This window comes from Corynebacterium sp. HMSC064E07, from assembly GCF_001815745.1.
Classification (GTDB): Bacteria; Actinomycetota; Actinomycetes; order Mycobacteriales; family Mycobacteriaceae; genus Corynebacterium; species Corynebacterium jeikeium_D.
The window spans coordinates 54,534-70,043 of the sequence record NZ_KV821829.1; the positions used below are offsets into that span (position 1 = coordinate 54,534).

Here is a 15,510-nt window from a genome sequence, read left to right on the forward strand (position 1 = left end):
CATGCCCGCATTTCCCGCCGAATTTGGCATGCCCCTGCGCGTAGATCTGCTCTCCGCCGCACCGCGTAAGACCGAGCGCTTCTACCGCGGCGTTCTCGGGTGGGCTTATCGCAATACCGCGCCAATCCATGAGGATGCCCGCGAGGCATCCGCTGGTCGCCGCGTTGCCATGCTGTCCGGAATGCCGGTGTCGGTGCTGCTTGAGGCCGATAAGGACGCTGAGGATGCCTTCGTCAACCAGTGGCGCGTGAATTTCCATGTCGACTCCGCCGCTGGTGCCGTCGAGAAGGCGCGTGAGCTCGGCGCCGAGGTCTTCCAGGAACCGACCCCGCTTGTCGACGGATCCACGATGGCTGTCGTTTCCGACCCCGCCGGTGGCCTCATCGGGCTACTGGAACAGCCGGGTGAGCAGGCCTTCATCGCAGCGGGCGAGCCCGGCACACCAGTGTGGTTCGAGCTGGTCGCAGGCCCGGAGGAGACCTTCGAGCAGGTCGCGGACTTCTACCGCAACTTCTTTGGCTGGGAAATCGCAGTGCGCAACAAGAACGAGCACGGCACTTTCGCAGTTGCGATGGAAGACGGGGCGCCGTTCGCTGGCTTGGTAGCCAGCTCGGTTGCTGCACAGACCGATGCGGCAGATAAGAGCTTCGTTGGCTGGCTGGCCTACCTTGGCGTGGAGAACATCGACACCGCTGTCGCCAAGGCTGAGGAACTGGGCGGTTCCGTGCTCGTTGCCCCGCAGACCACCGAGTTCGGCCCGCTGGCAACCGTGCAGGATCCGTGTGGTGCGGCAGTTGTGCTCTGCGAGGTGCCGCTGCCACCGGAAGAAGATATCCGCGAGTCGGACCCACTGGAAGGCATTGACCTCAGCCAGTTCCAGTAGGAGCTAGAGCTCTTCTTCGTCGTCCTCAGGGTCCTGTTTTCCGGTGTAGTTAACGTGTAAAGGATCGTCTTCGTTTTTGGGTGGTTTGCTTACGCACTCGCGAATGCCATCAATGTGTTCGCTAAGGCTATCGGTAATCGGGGCCCACATCGGGTCGAGAATGAAATCTATCCCAGATCTGCGGGCATGTTTGGCTGCAGGGACGAAATCACTGTCGCCCGAAATCATGATGATTTGATTTACATGTCGTTGTTCAGCAAGAGAAGCGATGTCGAGACCGATTCGCATGTCCACTCCTTTCTGAGAAATATCAAGGGTGAAATCATTTTCGGTCAGCTGTGAAACATCGATAGTGCCACGGCAAAGCTTCTTGAGCGGAGCCTCTTTTAGGGTGTACCCACCTTGAGTTTCAAGAGGCTCTCCTCTTCTAATCGCAACCTTTCGTTTTTTAGCCAATGCAGCGAAGAAGTCATTGGTCCAGGTAAAAAGTTCACTTTTACCAAGGTTGACTTGCTGCTGGAGCAATGGGTGATAAACAACCCGCTGTGACGGTGGGCAGTCGTAGTAAAAGATTCGGTACAGTCCAGCGCGCGATTCACGTATATGGCGATGGCAGTACTTGACCAGTTCATCAGCGCGATCTTCTGCGGTCTTATGACCAAACAGTGTTGCCGCACGTTTGCGGTAAAAGCCACCATCAACAAGCACTGCTGTAGTGATCTCGCGTAAAGGCACAGCTCGCGCAGCACTATATCTGTTTCTACTCATATTTCTTGGCCCTCCCCCTATGAGTAATCCCAGTCATCGGCGCTCTCCTTATCGGCGGAGGGTCAACGGCTGGGATTGATAGCAACCACTTTAATTGCGCTTCGTAATCGAGTCAATGCCTACAACCCCAGCTCCGCCCTCACTGCAGCCACAAACTCGCTGGTAGTCGCGGTTCCGCCGAGGTCTGGCGTCGGTGCGGTGCGCGTGACGGCGTAGACGGCCTCGCGCAGCTTGGCTGCGGGCGCAAGTTCCGAGGTCGGATGCCCAAGGTGCTCCGCGCACATTGCCGCAGAGAGCAAAAACGCAGCCGGGTTGGCGATGCCGCGCCCGGCAATGTCCGGTGCCGAACCGTGCACCGGCTCGAAAACCGCAAAGTCGTCGCCAACATTCGCCGACGCCGCCAGCCCCAGCCCGCCAATCAGTCCTGCGCCGATGTCACTGAGGATGTCGCCGATGAGGTTCTCCGCGATGATGACATCAAAGCGCGCCGGGTCGGTCACCAGCTGCATTGCCACGGCATCCGCATTGGCAAAATCGAATGCAACCTGCGGATACTCCTCCGCCACCTCTTCAACTGCCCCGCGAATCACACGCGCAGAGTCCCGCAGGATATTCGGCTTGTCCGCCACCGTCACCGTCGGCGTGGCCTCCGAATCGGGGTTTGCCGCCTGGCGCGCGAGAGCCAACTTGGCCGCCTGTCGCGCAAGGCGGTGCCACGCAAAGGACGTCGTCACGCGCAAAGAAATCGCAACGTCGCCACGCTTATCGACGGCGCGAGCCACCGTCGAGTCCTCCGCCACCTCTGCCCACAGGTGGTGGTGCGGGGAGTCGGTCGGGGTGTCGTAAGGCGGGAGGAGATAGTCGTGACTGTAGAGACCCTCGGTGTTTTCGCGGACGATGGTGAAGTCGGCAGCCGCGCCGGGCAGGGTGACCGGGCGGATGTTGGCGAAGAGGTCGAGGCGCTGGCGCAGCTGGAGAACAGGGGAGCGGTAGGTCAGGCCGGTATCGCGCAGATGCGGTGCTAGTTCTTCCTCAGCCTCGCGAGCGGGCTTGGAGGTAATCGCCGCGAGCAGAGCGGCGTCGCTGCGTCCGAGTGTTTCCCAAGTTTCCTGCGGGACGGGATTGCCGTGCGCGCACCACTGGGACCAGCCAATTTGTGCCTCTGTCAGCTCCCAGTGCGGGAAGACATCGGCGATGAGTCCTCGGCAGGCATCGGTGATTTCGGGGCCGATGCCGTCGCCGGGCAGGAGTGTGATGCGGCGCGGTGCCGCGTCGTTGGCAGTCGCAGGCTGGTCGGTTTCCATGGCTCTTAGCCTAGGACTGCGACGCCTGCGCGTGTGCGGTTTGGCTACTTTGCGAAAGTAACCGGAATCTCGGTGATGTCCTCGAAGCCCTCGCTGTGGTCACCGAAGAGCTTCAGCACGCAGTCCTGCTGGGTGCAGTCCACGGCCTCGCCGGTAGGGACGACACTGAGCTCAAAGTGTGCGGTGTTGTCGTCGGCGATGGTGGTGGTGCCGCCGGACTTCTTGGTAATCCACTGCTGCGACTGGGTGCCGGCACTGCGGTCACCGGTGCAGTCCGGGACGGGGTTGCCTGGAGCCTTCTCGGCGGCGCAGAGTGCGGCGTAGTAGCCGTAGTCGGGGTCGAGACCAGACAGGTCGACGGAGATGACATCGCCCTCGGAGAGGTCGTTGACCGGCTCGGCCTCCATGGTTACTTCGCCGGCGCTGGCGTCGGTTTCTTGATCTGCAGCCGAGCTGGTGGTTTCCGAGGCGTTGGTAGCATCCTGTGCGGCATCGTCCGCGTCATCTGTGCCACAGGCGGCGAGAAGCGGAAGTGCGGCGACGGCCGGAATAGCCAGGAAAGCCGCGCGACGCTGGAGTGTACGAGTAGTCATAGGAGGTAACGTCCTTCCGAAAAACTGTAGAAATTACTATCTTTATTTAAGGGTAGGCTAACCTAGAACTAAAAGATAGCCTAAGATTCTTTGGGTGAGTAGAGCAAAGTCCTTTCTAAGCTCTTTGTTACTAGTGTTAGTCGTTATTTAGTCATTCTTTTTGTCGTCTATCTCCGTGCAGCGTCAGCTCACAGAGGGGGAATATGTTCACTGTGCCTGCCTGTCGCGTTCGCAGTCTTGCCGGAACACTGCTGAGTGTTGTCCTAGTCGCAGGACTAGTCGCCTGTGGTTCCGATGATGCCGCGAGGGAGGGGGCATCGTCGTCAAGCGCTGGCGTGACGACGGTTCCGCGCGCCGACAACATTTCCGCTCACGGTGCCGCGCATGCGAACCTACCTTCGGAAAACCCCGAAGTGCTGCTGAAAGACCCGAAGCCGGCAGAAGATAAGGACTACCAGCGTATTCTCACGCTTGACCGGGCGGGAGCACTCAGTCGTGCGGTTTACACGCTTGGTCTCGGAGACCGTCTGGTGGGGCGCGACGCCACCTCCGATTTCCCGGCGGTAAAGGATTTGCCGAACCTCACCATTGGCGGACATGCAGTCAATGCTGAGTCGGTGATGAAGCTGAAGCCGGAGCTCATCATTACCGATGGCACGATTGGCCCTAGCCGTGTCTTCGACACGTTTGAAAAGGCGGGGATCACCGTCGTCCATGTGTCGGACGAGCGCACTCCCGAGACCATCAACACGCTTATCGACGAAGTTGCGGGCGCAGTCGGCCTGGCTGACCAAGTTGGCCCGGTGAAGGAGCACCTGGACAAGGAGCTGGCGGCTGCGACCGAGTACGCGCAGGCCAAGGCCGATGGCCGCAAGATGATGATTCTCTACGTGCGCGGAACCGGTGTGGCCATGATTGCGGGACCGGATTCTGGTGGGCGTTCTCTGATCACTCGTCTCGGCGGTGTCGATGCCGGTGAGGGCGTGGGTATTGAGGGTGCGTTCACGCCTATTACTCCGGAGTCCCTGATTGCTGCGGCTCCCGACACCATCTTGGTGATGACCGGTGGCCTGGAGTCCGTCGGCGGGATTGAAGGTCTGAAGGAGATCCCGGGCATCGCACAGACCCCGGCGGGCCAGAATGAGTCCGTTGTGGACGTGCCCGATTCGCAGCTGCTGTCCTTTGACTCGCAGTCGCCGCGTGCGATTCGCGCCATTGCGGATGCTCTCTACGGTGGCGGTGCTGGTGATGGCGCTGACAAGACTGCGGGAAAGTGACTGGCTGAGCAATGCAGACAACCGCGAACAAAACTAGTCCGTTCAGACAGGTGGCCGTTTTCATTGGACTCGCCCTAGCGCTGGTGCTGGCAATAGGTTGGTCGGCCTCCGTGGGGCAGTTCGGCGCTACCATCGGCGAATCACTGAGCTCAATGGTGAGGCTAGTGTTCAATGGCGGTCTCGGTGACGCGCCAGAGCCCATCGACACCGTGCTGTGGCAAGTGCGACTGCCGCGCATCGCGCTGGCCTGCCTCGTTGGCGCGGGGCTCGCCCTCGCAGGTGTGGCGCTGCAAGCGGTGTTCGGCAACCCGCTTGCCGAACCCGGCCTCATCGGCGTTTCCTCCGGCGCCGCGGTCGGCGCTGCCACCGCCACAGTTTTGGGCACCGCCGCCGGGCTTTCCGGAGTGCTCGGCGGAGTGTTGAGTGTCTTCGCCAGCAGCTGGGCCATTGCGGTCTCAGCTTTTATTGGTGGCGCGGTAGCCACGGCTATTGTGGCCGCCAATGCGCACGGTGGCCGCGATATCGCTCGAATCATTCTGGTCGGTGTGGCTGTGAACTCCATCTGTGGTGGTCTGGTTTCGCTCCTGACATTCGTAGCCTCCACGGCTGCCCGCGACCGCATTGTGTTCTGGCAGATGGGCTCGTTTGCCAGTGCCACCTGGACGCAGGTTGTCATTATTACGTTGGTGACAGTTCCGGCCGTAATTGCCATGTGGGTCAGCTACCGCAAGCTGGACATTCTGAGTCTTGGTGAAGCGCAAGCCCGCCACCTGGGTATTAACGTCGTCACGCTGCGTCGCGCCATCATTTTTGGCACGTCCCTGGTCGTGGCGGCTGGTGTGGCATTTTCCGGCATCATCGTCTTCATCGGCCTGGTCGTGCCGCACGCTGCACGACTGCTGCTGGGACCAGCGCATCGCACGCTGATTCCTGCATGCATCCTCGGCGGCGCGCTGGCCACAACGCTGGCCGACCTCGCGGCCCGCACCATGATCACCGGTGCGGACCTGCCGCTGGGAATGCTCACCTCGATCGTCGGTGGCCCGCTGTTCTTCTGGCTGCTCCTGCGTTCGAAGAGGGCGGTGCACTAATGGAAATTCACTCTGGCCTGGGCATTTCTGCCGAAAATGTCAGCATCACCCTGGACGGTCACCGCATTCTCAACGATATTTCCGTGGTCGCCGAGCCCGGAAAAGTCACCGCGCTGGTCGGCCCGAATGGTGCTGGAAAGTCGACACTGCTCGCAGCGCTTTCCGGCGACCATGAGCTCAGCGGCGGCAACGTCCGGATCGGCGAGCACTCCATTACCGAGCTCTCCATCGCCGACCTGGCCCGCTACCGCGCCGTCCTGGTACAGAGCCAAGAACTGTCCGTGCCATTCACCAGCCGCGAAGTAATCAACTTCGGACGCAACCCCTGGGGCTGCCCGAACGAAGAGCTGCTCGCGGAAGTCATCACTGAATGCGACGTCGCGCACCTCCTTGACCGGGAAGTCCCGACCCTCTCCGGCGGCGAGCGCGCCCGCGTCCACAGCGCCCGCGTGTTCTACCAGGACACTCCCGTCGTGCTTCTCGACGAACCGACCGCGGCCCTGGACCTCCACCACGCCGAAAAAATCATGGGAATGATGCGCGCCCGCGCGGCGGCGGGCAAAGCCGTGGTCGTGGTCCTGCACGATTTGTCCGCCGCAGCGGCGTATGCCGATCACGTTGTGGTGGTGGCGCAGGGGCGCGTCGTAAAGCAAGGCCCGCCTGCGGAAACCCTGGATGCACAGACCGTCAGCGAAGTCTACGGCATCGGTGTGGAAGTGCTTCAGGACTCCGCGGGCAACCCCGTGCTGGTGCCTCAGCGTGCGGGCCACAATCTCTCACCCCAGTCTCCGAACCTCACAGAGAAAGAAGAAAATCATGGTTGAAAACACGATTAAAGAAGGTGACAAGCAGGCTGCTCAGCCCCTGGCAGAGCGACTCAAAGTGGAGACTGCGGGTGTCCACAGTGAAGCGGAGAACTCCGACTTCATGTCGAGGCTGCTTGCGGGTGAACTGAATGCGCAGGCGGCCATCGATCTAACTGGTCAGCTCTACTTTGTGTACGAAGCGTTGGAGCAGGCAGTGCGGTCCACTGCGGAGTCGCCGCAGGTCAGAGCGGTCTACGATGCGCAGCTGGAGCGCCTGGAGGCTCTGGCGGCCGACCTTGAACATTTGGTGGGGCCTGACTGGCGGGAAAAGATCTCGCCAGTGGAGGCGACAAAGAACTACGTGGCCGAGCTTCGTGAAATCGAAAGCAACGGCAACGCCAACGCCGCATTGGCACACCATTACGTTCGCTACCTGGGCGATCTTTCTGGTGGTCAGGTGATTGCGTCCATGCTGGCCAAGCACTACGGCATCGGTGCGGAGGGAACCCGATTCTATGACTTCTCCGCGATCGGAAAAATTAAGCCCTACCGCGACGGCTACCGACAGAGTCTGTCTGAGCTGGGCATTTCGGATGCCGACAAAGATGCCGTGGTTGACGAGGCGAAAAAGGCATTTCGTCTCAACCGGGCCATTTTCCACGACCTAGCTGGCGGCCTAGACGACGCAGTGGCGTAGGTTGCGGCGTAGGTCGCGGACTGGGGTGTTGCGGCTGTGACTGCGGGTGGTGTGCGTTAGCCGATGTACACCACTGCGTTACGGCCGCCTGTGCACTTGATGTTGCTGCCAGATGGGCGGCACCACATGTTGTAGGTCAGGCCAGTCGTTGGGCTGTAGGCCGTGATGGTGCCGGATTCCGCACCAGTGGAATTGCGATAGCGGACGTACGCGCTGTGTACATTTCGAACGAACGGATCGCTCGTTGAGGACGTGCCCTTCCATGCGCTGGAGAGGTTGCCGCCAGCCAGGCCCGATGAGCGAGACGAGCCCGAATTACCGGATGAGCCACTCGAATCTTGAACAACCACGGTCTCAGTCTGTGTGACCGGTGGGTTGGGCTGGCTCGAAGCATCGGCAGCGGCCTGTGTAGTGGCAGCCGTCTGTGTGTCGGCCGCAGTTACCGAGTCATCTTTACTCAGGGTGACATAAAGTACCGCGCCAACCAGGCCCAGCAGGACCACGACCAGCACTGAAATGAGCGCAATCATTGCGCCGGAAGTACCTGATCTTTGCTGCGGATACGCCGGGGCTGCGTAAGCGAAAGTTGGTGCCGGCTGCGCAGCGAATTGGGGCTGCGGCTGTGGTTGGGGTTGAGGTGCCTGGTTCGGGTACACGGGGCCGAAAGAACCGGTGGAAGGATTCGAATTGTAGTTGGGGTCTGAGCTGGGGGACTCGTTATGCGACATGCTGGACGACCAATCACGAGGAGGAAGTGTTCCCCCTGTGATGAGCCCAACCCGCGTAGCGAATGGTGTTCCATCCCCTGGGGACACGGTTAACGGCTTTTATTGTATTACTGGGAAAACTGTAAAGCATGTTAGGAGACGCATGTCGTCCGCAAAATGCGGCCAGAACGGGTTTAGCTAGACCCGAAATGAGGTGGTGAGCTTCAAATGAGGTTGTGACCATCGAGAAACTGCCTAAGTTTATGTCAGTTTCGGCACTAATTTCTGCTTGTTTTTGTCATAAACCTAGTCAGTAACTCATGAGCCGGTCCAAGACTCCGGGCTGCATATGTGAAACTGGGGCGCGCGTGAAACCCCACGGCCATTTTTCGGCCGTTTCGTTCATGCGCACCCCAGTTTGTTGCGAGGTGTAGCTGGTAGCTGCCTATTGGTTAGCTGTTTAGTCGCTACATCCCCAGGATTTCCTTGAGCTCGGCCTTAATCTGGTCGAGCCGCTCGGCCGCGGCCACGTGCGGAATCGCGGCCGAAGCGACCGGCAGCACGACTTCCAGGTAGCACTTCAGCTTCGGTTCCGTGCCGGAAGGCCGGGCAATGACGCGGTCGTTGGCCTCGGTGAGGATGAGAATGCCGTCGGTAGGCGGGATGTGATAGCTCTCGGCCTTGGCGTCGACCATGTCTAGGCCGTCATTCATGTCCGTGACCTGTGTGACCTTCGATCCGGCCAGCTGTGCAGGCGGGTTGGCGCGCAGAGTGTCCATGCCCTTGGTAATCAGCGAGCGGTCCTCGACTCGGAAGGTCAACGGGGCGGTCTTGTAGAGGCCGTGGGCGCAGGCGACCTCATCCAGCAGGTCCTGAATGCCCAGCCCCTGGCCCTTCAGACGCGCCACCGCGTCGGCGACACGCACCGCCGCAGATACGCCGTCCTTGTCTCGCACGACTGCCGGATCGGTGCAGTAGCCAATGGCCTCCTCGTAGCCGAAGATGAGCCCGTCCACACCAGCAATCCACTTAAAGCCGGTCAGTGTAGCGCGATAATTCAGTCCGTGACCTGCGGCAATCTTGCCCAGCAGGCGTGAGGACACAATCGAGTTAGCCATCGTGGCCGGGAACTCTGCGCCCTCATCATTGCTCACGGTCGCAATCCCACGAGCCTCGGCATCCGCACCGATGACTTCACCTAGAAACGCACCGATGTCATCGCCGGAGAGCTGTCGCCAGCCACCGTCGACGCTGCTATCCGGAATAGCCACCGAGCAACGGTCCGCATCCGGGTCAGCCGCGATGATGACATCCGCGTCTTCGGCACGAGCCAGCTCAAACGCAAGATCCAAAGCACCGGCTTCCTCCGGGTTCGGGAACGATACCGTCGGGAACTCCGGATCTGGCGCGAACTGCTTCTCGACCACGCTGACATTCGAGAAACCTGCCGCGTTCAGCGTGCGCACGATGGTCTCGCCGCCGACGCCATGCATCGGGGTGAGGACAATCTTCGCTGCCTGCTTCTCTTCGCTTGACGACGTCGTTGCGAGCGCAGCCGCCCGTTTCACATAGGCGTCCAGTAGTTCAGGACCAACCTGCTCGACGGCATCGAAGTCACGCGGGACCTCATCAGCCGGTGGAGCAGCGGCGATGGCGTCCGCAATTTGCTTGTCATGGGGCGCGATGATTTGGACGCCTCGGCGGGAATCCGACTCCACCGCGCGGCCACCGAGGTAAACCTTGTAGCCGTTGTCCTTCGGTGGATTGTGGCTGGCCGTGACCATGATGCCGGCATCGGCATTGAGGTGGCGTACGGCAAAGGCGGTCACCGGTGTGGGCAGCTGCTGCGGCAGAGCCAGGGCCTTGCCGCCGGCTGCGGCGACAACCGCGGCGGCATCTCGGTGAAAATCAGCGGAGCCGTGGCGGGCATCGCAACCAATGACCACGGTGAAGTCGTCGCCCACAATGTTCTTCAGATGCGCAACCAGGCCAGCGGTGGCACGGATGACCGTGGCACGGTTCATGCGGGACTGACCAGCTGCAACGACACCGCGAAGACCTGCAGTGCCGAATTCGAGTGGCCCGGCGAAACGGCTTTCCAGCTCGGCAATCGCATCGGGGTTGGCGGCCTTGGCTTCGTCGTAAAGCGAAGAGAGCTCGGCGGCGGTGGCCTCGTCCGGATCGTGGGCGATCCAATCGGTGATGGTGGCTTGTAGCTGTTCGGAGAGCATCGGGGTTCGCCTACTTCAGACCGTCGAGGACAGCGGCGGAGGAGGAAAGGCCCAGGCGAGAGGCGCCAGCGGCAATCATTTCCTCAGCGGCAGCGGCATCGCGGATACCGCCAGAGGCCTTGACGCCAAGGCGGTCGCCCACGGTTTCGCGCATGAGCTTCACAGCGTGAGCGGAAGCGCCGCCGGCCGGGTGGAAGCCTGTGGAGGTCTTGACGAAGTCTGCGCCTGCGGACTCGGAAGCCTTGCAAGCTGCGATGATTTCCTCATCGGTCAGAGCGGCCGACTCGATGATGACCTTCAGAATCTTGCCCGGAATGGCGTCGCGAACAGCCTTGATTTCGGCCTCGAGGTCGTCGAAGCGGTGCTCCTTGGCGAAGGCGATGTTGATGACCATGTCGACTTCTTCAGCGCCATCGGCCACAGCGCGAGCGGCTTCAGAGGCCTTGATCTCGGCCTTTACCGCGCCGGAGGGGAATCCGACGACAGTGGCGATGTGCAGGCCTTCCGGCACCTCGACCGGCAGCTGCGATGGGGAGATGCAGATGGAGTAGGTGCCGAGCTTGGCGGCCTCGGCGATAAGAGCCTTGACCTGGTCAGAGGTGGCTTCTGGCTTAAGCAGGGTGTGGTCAATCATCTTGGCAACATCAGCGCGGGAAGTCATGGGAGAAATCAAGTCCTTTCGGAAATTTGGGAGAGAGCTTAAAAGTAGGGAGGTGGCGGGCTCGAGGCGGGAAGTGGCGCCGGCGCGAGTCTGTCAGTAATTTTCTAGGACACGCGATCGAGGATAATCTCGCGCTCGGCTGTCGGCGCGGTGTCGCCGATTTCAATGCCCGGCTCGATGGACTCGAGAGCGCGCTCGAACTTATCCGGAGTTTCAGTGTGCAGCGTGAGCAGCTTCTGGCCCTTGACCACCTTGTCTCCCGGCTTGGCGAAAATCTCAATACCGGCAGTGGCCTGCACCGGATCATCCTTACGCGCACGTCCCGCGCCCAAGCGCCAGGAACCAACGCCGAGAGCGAGTGCATCCAGCTTGGTCAGGTAACCGTCGGCCTGCGCAACCACATCGTGCGTGTGAGGTGCCACCGGCAACGCGGCATCCGGATCGCCGCCCTGAGCGCGGATCATCTTCTTCCACGAATCCATTGCGCGGCCGTCCTTCAGAGCCTGCTCCACGTCGGCATCGTGCACGCCGGCCAGCTCCAGCATGTTTCGGGCCAGTTCACAGGTCAGCTCCACGACGTCTGCGGGGCCGCCGCCGGCGAGAACCTCCACCGATTCGCGGACCTCGAGGGCGTTGCCGATGGTCAGGCCCAGCGGCGTGGACATGTCCGTCAGCAGCGCGCGGGTGTTCACGCCCGCGTCGTTGCCCAGGTCAACCATGGTGCGGGCCAGTTCGCGGGCCTGATTCAGATCCTTCATGAAGGCGCCCGAGCCGACCTTGACATCCAGCACCAAGCTGGAGGTGCCCTCCGCAATCTTCTTGGACATGATCGACGAGGCAATCAGCGGAATGCAGTCCACCGTCGAGGTGATGTCACGCAGCGCGTAAATCTTCTTATCCGCAGGTGCCAGGCCCGCACCGGCTGCTGCGACGACCGCGCCGGAATCCTCCAGGACCTGCATCAAGCGGTCATTCGGAACATCAGCCTGCCAGCCCGGAATGGATTCCAGCTTGTCCAGGGTGCCGCCGGTGTGGCCGAGGCCACGGCCAGACAGCTGCGGGACGGCCACGCCGTAGGAGGACACCAGTGGGCCCAGCGGCAGTGTGATCTTGTCGCCGACACCACCGGTGGAGTGCTTGTCCGTGGTGGGCTTGCTCAGCGATGCGAAGCTCATGGTCTCGCCCGAGTCAATCATCGCCTGAGTCCAATCCACAATCTCGCGACGGTTCATGCCGCGGATGAAGATGGCCATGTTCAGCGCCGCCATCTGTTCATCGCCCACGACACCGCGAGTGTAGGCATCAATGACCCAGGAAATCTCTTCCGGACTGAGCTCACCGCCATCACGCTTTACCTTGATGACGTCAACTACATCGAACTTTTCAGCCATTGTTCGCTCCTTTTATAGGCGATCGTGCTTAGCGATATTGGTCTTGTGAACTCTGCTGATTCCGATTATCATCAGCACTAGAACAAATGTCAATAGGCAACTTTCCATTTGTACCCACATAAGTATGTTTGCATAAACACCTCGAACAGGCTCGGGGAGGGAGAGCACAATGTCCTACATTTCAGACGAAGAACTACTGGCTAAGGCCTACGCAGCCACGGAAAACTCGTACGTCCCCTATTCAGGTTTTCCGGTCGGTGCCGCACTTCTGCTTGACGACGGCACGGTGGTCACAGGCTGCAACGTGGAAAATGCGTCCTATGGGTTGACCAACTGCGCAGAGCGTACAGCCGTGTTCCGCATGGTCGCGGAGCACGGCGGCAACCATAAGATTGCGGCCTGTGCCATTGTCGGGCGAAAGGCGGCACCGTGCCACCCCTGTGGTGCCTGTCGGCAGGTCCTGCACGAATTTGGGTGCAAGCGTGTCATTGTGGAATCCGAGCGCCCGGAAAATGGTGGTTTAGGCGCTCCGGCCAGCATCGACTTCGAAAAAATTCTCCCTTACGCCTTTGGTCCCGAGGACCTGTAGGCATCATCACCGCAGCCTCTTTTATCAAGAAAGAAGACCTTAGTCATGGATAGACTGCAAGGCTTACTGGGCATCATCCTCGTCATCGGATTTGCCATTGCTATCTCAAAGAACAGGAAAGCCATTAACTGGCGCACACTCGGCGTTGGCCTGCTGCTGCAAGCGGTGTTCGCGCTGGTAGTGCTGAAGTGGGAACCCGGCTTCCAGGCGTTGAAGAGCGTGGCCGGTGCCATTGAGAAGATGATCGACTTTACAAATGAGGGCACCTCGTTTGTCTTCGGTAATCTTTTCGACGGCACGGGTAAAAACTTCGTCTTCGTGCTCAACGTGCTGCCAGTGATCATCTTCCTGGGCGCGGTCCTCGGCGCCCTCTACTACCTGCGGGTAGTGCAGTACTTCGTTGAATATGTCGGGTCCGCACTGAAGTTCATTATGGGAACCTCGAAGGTGGAGTCCGTCTTCGCTTCCACGGTGATTTTCCTCGGGCAGTCGGAGGCTCCGCTCGTCGTTAAGCCGTATATTCCGAAACTGACCAAGTCGGAGCTGTTCGCATGTATGTCGGGCGGTTTTGCGTCGGTGGCCGGATCGACCTTGATCGGTTACTCCCTGCTCGGTGCGCCGTTGGAGTACCTGCTGGCGGCATCGGTAATGAACGCGCCGGGCTCGCTGCTGATTGCGAAGACTTTCTGGCCGGAGACGGAGGAATCCGATCTGGATGCGTCGGTGAAGGATGTCCGCGACACTGAGTCGAAGAACGTCATTGACGCGCTCGGGGCGGGTGCGTTGGCCGGCGGTCGTATCGCTGTGGTTGTGGCATGTCTGTTGATTGCGTTCATCGCTGTGATTGCGATGCTGTCGGCGATGATTGGCGGCATCGGCGGCTGGTTCGGTCAGGAAAACTGGTCGCTGGAGGGGCTGTTCGGTCTGATCTTCGCGCCGATTGCCTGGCTGATTGGTGTGCCGTGGGAGAACGCAGGGCTGGTCGGTAGCTTCATTGGTGAGAAGACGATTCTGAACGAGTTCGTCGGCTACACCTCGTTCTCGGAGCACGTCGACTCGCTGGATCCGAAGTCCATCATGCTGGCGACCTTCGCCCTGGCTGGCTTCGCCAACCTGTCTTCCATTGCAATTCAGATCGGTTCCTTCGGTGCGCTATCGCCGGAGCGTCGCGGTGAGATTGCCAAGAACGGCCCGCTGGCGCTGATTGCGGGCCTGTGCACCAACCTGCTCAACGCTGCAATTGTGGGTGTGATTGCGCTATAGCTAGGTGCTGTGTGGTTAGTTACTGGCCCTGCTAGTCGATCCTCTTGAACGGATCGGTAGCAGGGTCAGTCTCAGCAGCGGGCTGCGAGGAAAAATCTTCAGTTGCTTCTGCTGGCATTTTATCCAGGCGGTCGGGTTCCTCAGTTCGGAATTCGGCCGCCTGCTTTTCTAGATTCTGATGGATCTTCTGCTCGCCCTCGGCGGCCGCGGTAGCTCGGGGTGGAAGCTGGATGTATCGCTCTGCGGGCAGGCCGGCGCGCAGTTGGCGCATCCTCTCAACTTCGGCATCCAGCTTGAAGCCGAAGACCACGACGACATTAATGCCCCAAAGTGCAGTCATGAGAGCAATGACGGCACCCATGGCGCCGTAGGGGTTTGAAGCCGCAAAGTTGAACAGGTAAAGCTGCAATGCCTTGCCAATAATCAGCGAGCTCATAATTGCCAGTGCCGAACCGGTACTGAGCCAGCGGAATTTGCGCATGCGCACATTCGGTGTGAAGTAGTACAGCGAGCCAATCAGAATCATCGACATGACGATAATGACCGGCCAGCGCAGCCAACTCCAGACGGAGATGCAGAAGTCAATGACCTGTCGCGTGGTCGATTCAATACCCAACGGGCGCGCAACCGGTTCGACGATGGTGATAACTAGCTGGTCATTGACAACAATCGCAATGAGCAGTACCACCGTGCCAATGAGCAGCAATAGCGTAATGGCGACCATGAGCAGGTGGTAGCGAATAAGCGTGCGGCCTTCGGATACGCCATAGATGGAGTTACCCGTGCGCGAAAATGCGCGCGTGTAGGCCGACGACGAAATCAGCGCAAAGACAATACCGATAGTCAGTGCGACAAGACCGCCCGTGGCGGAGCCGATAATCGTTGAGATGACATTGCGAATCGGTTCGGCATACTCAGCTGGAATGTAGCTGCGGATGAAATCCTCGGTCAGTCGGTTGAGGTCATCGGTGTAACCGGCCAACATCAGCGTGGCAATTGAGTAAATCGCAAGCAGTGCGGGTGCGAAGGTTAGCACCGTGTAGTAAGTCAACTTCGCGGCGGCGTCGAAACCGAGCTCCAAGAAAAACTCGATACCCGCACGCTTGAGAGCGTAGAGCGCTCCTTTCCACCCCACGGGTGGCAACTTCTTCGCGGACTGAGCAAAAGATGCGTCCGCCGACTCGTAGGCCTGGAGTGTGTGCTTGATCTGCTGTGCTGGTGACACCTAAAGAATCGTCCTCTCCGACCG

General features: G+C 60.1%; 15 protein-coding genes. 7 read left to right on the forward strand and 8 right to left on the reverse strand.

Annotated features, from left to right (window positions below; translation table 11 throughout):
* Position 1 precedes the first annotated feature (1 nt).
* Positions 2-883: a VOC family protein gene (locus HMPREF3053_RS10485; protein ID WP_070767680.1), complete on the forward strand. Its 882-nt coding sequence runs from the start codon at positions 2-4 to the stop codon at positions 881-883.
* A gap of 3 nt (positions 884-886) precedes the next feature.
* Here the strand turns inward: HMPREF3053_RS10485 and HMPREF3053_RS10490 are convergent, their stop codons facing one another.
* The 3 genes from HMPREF3053_RS10490 to HMPREF3053_RS10500 form a co-directional block, all read right to left on the reverse strand.
* Entirely contained in the window at positions 887-1,651 is a 765-nt protein-coding gene (locus HMPREF3053_RS10490) for an NYN domain-containing protein (protein ID WP_070652688.1), read from the reverse strand.
* Between the two features lie 119 nt (positions 1,652-1,770).
* On the reverse strand, positions 1,771-2,955 hold the full coding sequence (locus tag HMPREF3053_RS10495) for an isocitrate/isopropylmalate dehydrogenase family protein (RefSeq protein WP_070767681.1): 1,185 nt from the start codon (positions 2,953-2,955) through the stop codon (positions 1,771-1,773).
* 44 nt (positions 2,956-2,999) lie between these two features.
* Positions 3,000-3,548, reverse strand: a complete 549-nt coding sequence (locus HMPREF3053_RS10500; RefSeq protein ID WP_070767682.1) for a neocarzinostatin apoprotein domain-containing protein — start codon at positions 3,546-3,548, stop codon at positions 3,000-3,002.
* Positions 3,549-3,751: 203 nt separating this feature from the next.
* On the opposite strand from HMPREF3053_RS10500, the gene HMPREF3053_RS10505 reads away from it, so the two are divergent.
* From HMPREF3053_RS10505 to HMPREF3053_RS10520, 4 genes are read left to right on the forward strand one after another with little or no spacing between them, the layout of a single operon-like run.
* On the forward strand, positions 3,752-4,825 hold the full coding sequence (locus HMPREF3053_RS10505) for a heme/hemin ABC transporter substrate-binding protein (protein ID WP_070767683.1): 1,074 nt from the start codon (positions 3,752-3,754) through the stop codon (positions 4,823-4,825).
* Positions 4,826-4,836: 11 nt separating this feature from the next.
* A complete protein-coding gene (locus HMPREF3053_RS10510; RefSeq protein WP_049172506.1) occupies positions 4,837-5,916 on the forward strand; it encodes a FecCD family ABC transporter permease in 1,080 nt (359 codons plus the stop codon).
* Positions 5,916-6,740, forward strand: coding sequence for a heme ABC transporter ATP-binding protein (locus tag HMPREF3053_RS10515; RefSeq protein WP_083280647.1), 825 nt, complete (start codon positions 5,916-5,918; stop codon positions 6,738-6,740). Before HMPREF3053_RS10510 ends, HMPREF3053_RS10515 begins: the two co-directional genes overlap by 1 nt.
* Positions 6,733-7,419 carry a biliverdin-producing heme oxygenase gene (locus HMPREF3053_RS10520; protein ID WP_070429107.1) on the forward strand — a complete coding sequence of 229 codons (687 nt, stop codon included), beginning with the start codon at positions 6,733-6,735 and terminating at the stop codon, positions 7,417-7,419. The genes HMPREF3053_RS10515 and HMPREF3053_RS10520 overlap by 8 nt, the downstream gene beginning before the upstream one ends.
* A gap of 56 nt (positions 7,420-7,475) precedes the next feature.
* Here HMPREF3053_RS10520 and HMPREF3053_RS10525 read toward each other — a convergent pair whose 3' ends face one another.
* The 4 genes from HMPREF3053_RS10525 to HMPREF3053_RS10540 form a co-directional block, all read right to left on the reverse strand.
* The gene (locus tag HMPREF3053_RS10525) at positions 7,476-7,949 is read right to left on the reverse strand and encodes a hypothetical protein (protein WP_246819401.1); all 474 of its coding nucleotides are present in this window, start codon (positions 7,947-7,949) and stop codon (positions 7,476-7,478) included.
* A gap of 644 nt (positions 7,950-8,593) precedes the next feature.
* Positions 8,594-10,357 carry a phospho-sugar mutase gene (locus tag HMPREF3053_RS10530; protein WP_070767685.1) on the reverse strand — a complete coding sequence of 588 codons (1,764 nt, stop codon included), beginning with the start codon at positions 10,355-10,357 and terminating at the stop codon, positions 8,594-8,596.
* Positions 10,358-10,367: 10 nt separating this feature from the next.
* Positions 10,368-11,018 carry a deoxyribose-phosphate aldolase gene (gene deoC / locus HMPREF3053_RS10535; protein ID WP_069359695.1) on the reverse strand — a complete coding sequence of 217 codons (651 nt, stop codon included), beginning with the start codon at positions 11,016-11,018 and terminating at the stop codon, positions 10,368-10,370.
* Between the two features lie 104 nt (positions 11,019-11,122).
* Positions 11,123-12,409 carry a thymidine phosphorylase gene (locus HMPREF3053_RS10540; RefSeq protein WP_049172492.1) on the reverse strand — a complete coding sequence of 429 codons (1,287 nt, stop codon included), beginning with the start codon at positions 12,407-12,409 and terminating at the stop codon, positions 11,123-11,125.
* A gap of 169 nt (positions 12,410-12,578) precedes the next feature.
* Here HMPREF3053_RS10540 and HMPREF3053_RS10545 point away from each other — a divergent pair, with 169 nt between their 5' ends.
* Entirely contained in the window at positions 12,579-12,998 is a 420-nt protein-coding gene (locus HMPREF3053_RS10545) for a cytidine deaminase (protein ID WP_048732021.1), read from the forward strand.
* A gap of 45 nt (positions 12,999-13,043) precedes the next feature.
* Positions 13,044-14,261, forward strand: a complete 1,218-nt coding sequence (locus tag HMPREF3053_RS10550) for a NupC/NupG family nucleoside CNT transporter (protein ID WP_070642733.1) — start codon at positions 13,044-13,046, stop codon at positions 14,259-14,261.
* A 31-nt stretch (positions 14,262-14,292) separates the two neighbouring features.
* Here HMPREF3053_RS10550 and HMPREF3053_RS10555 read toward each other — a convergent pair whose 3' ends face one another.
* Positions 14,293-15,486 carry a YihY/virulence factor BrkB family protein gene (locus tag HMPREF3053_RS10555; protein ID WP_246819402.1) on the reverse strand — a complete coding sequence of 398 codons (1,194 nt, stop codon included), beginning with the start codon at positions 15,484-15,486 and terminating at the stop codon, positions 14,293-14,295.
* Positions 15,487-15,510 lie beyond the last annotated feature (24 nt).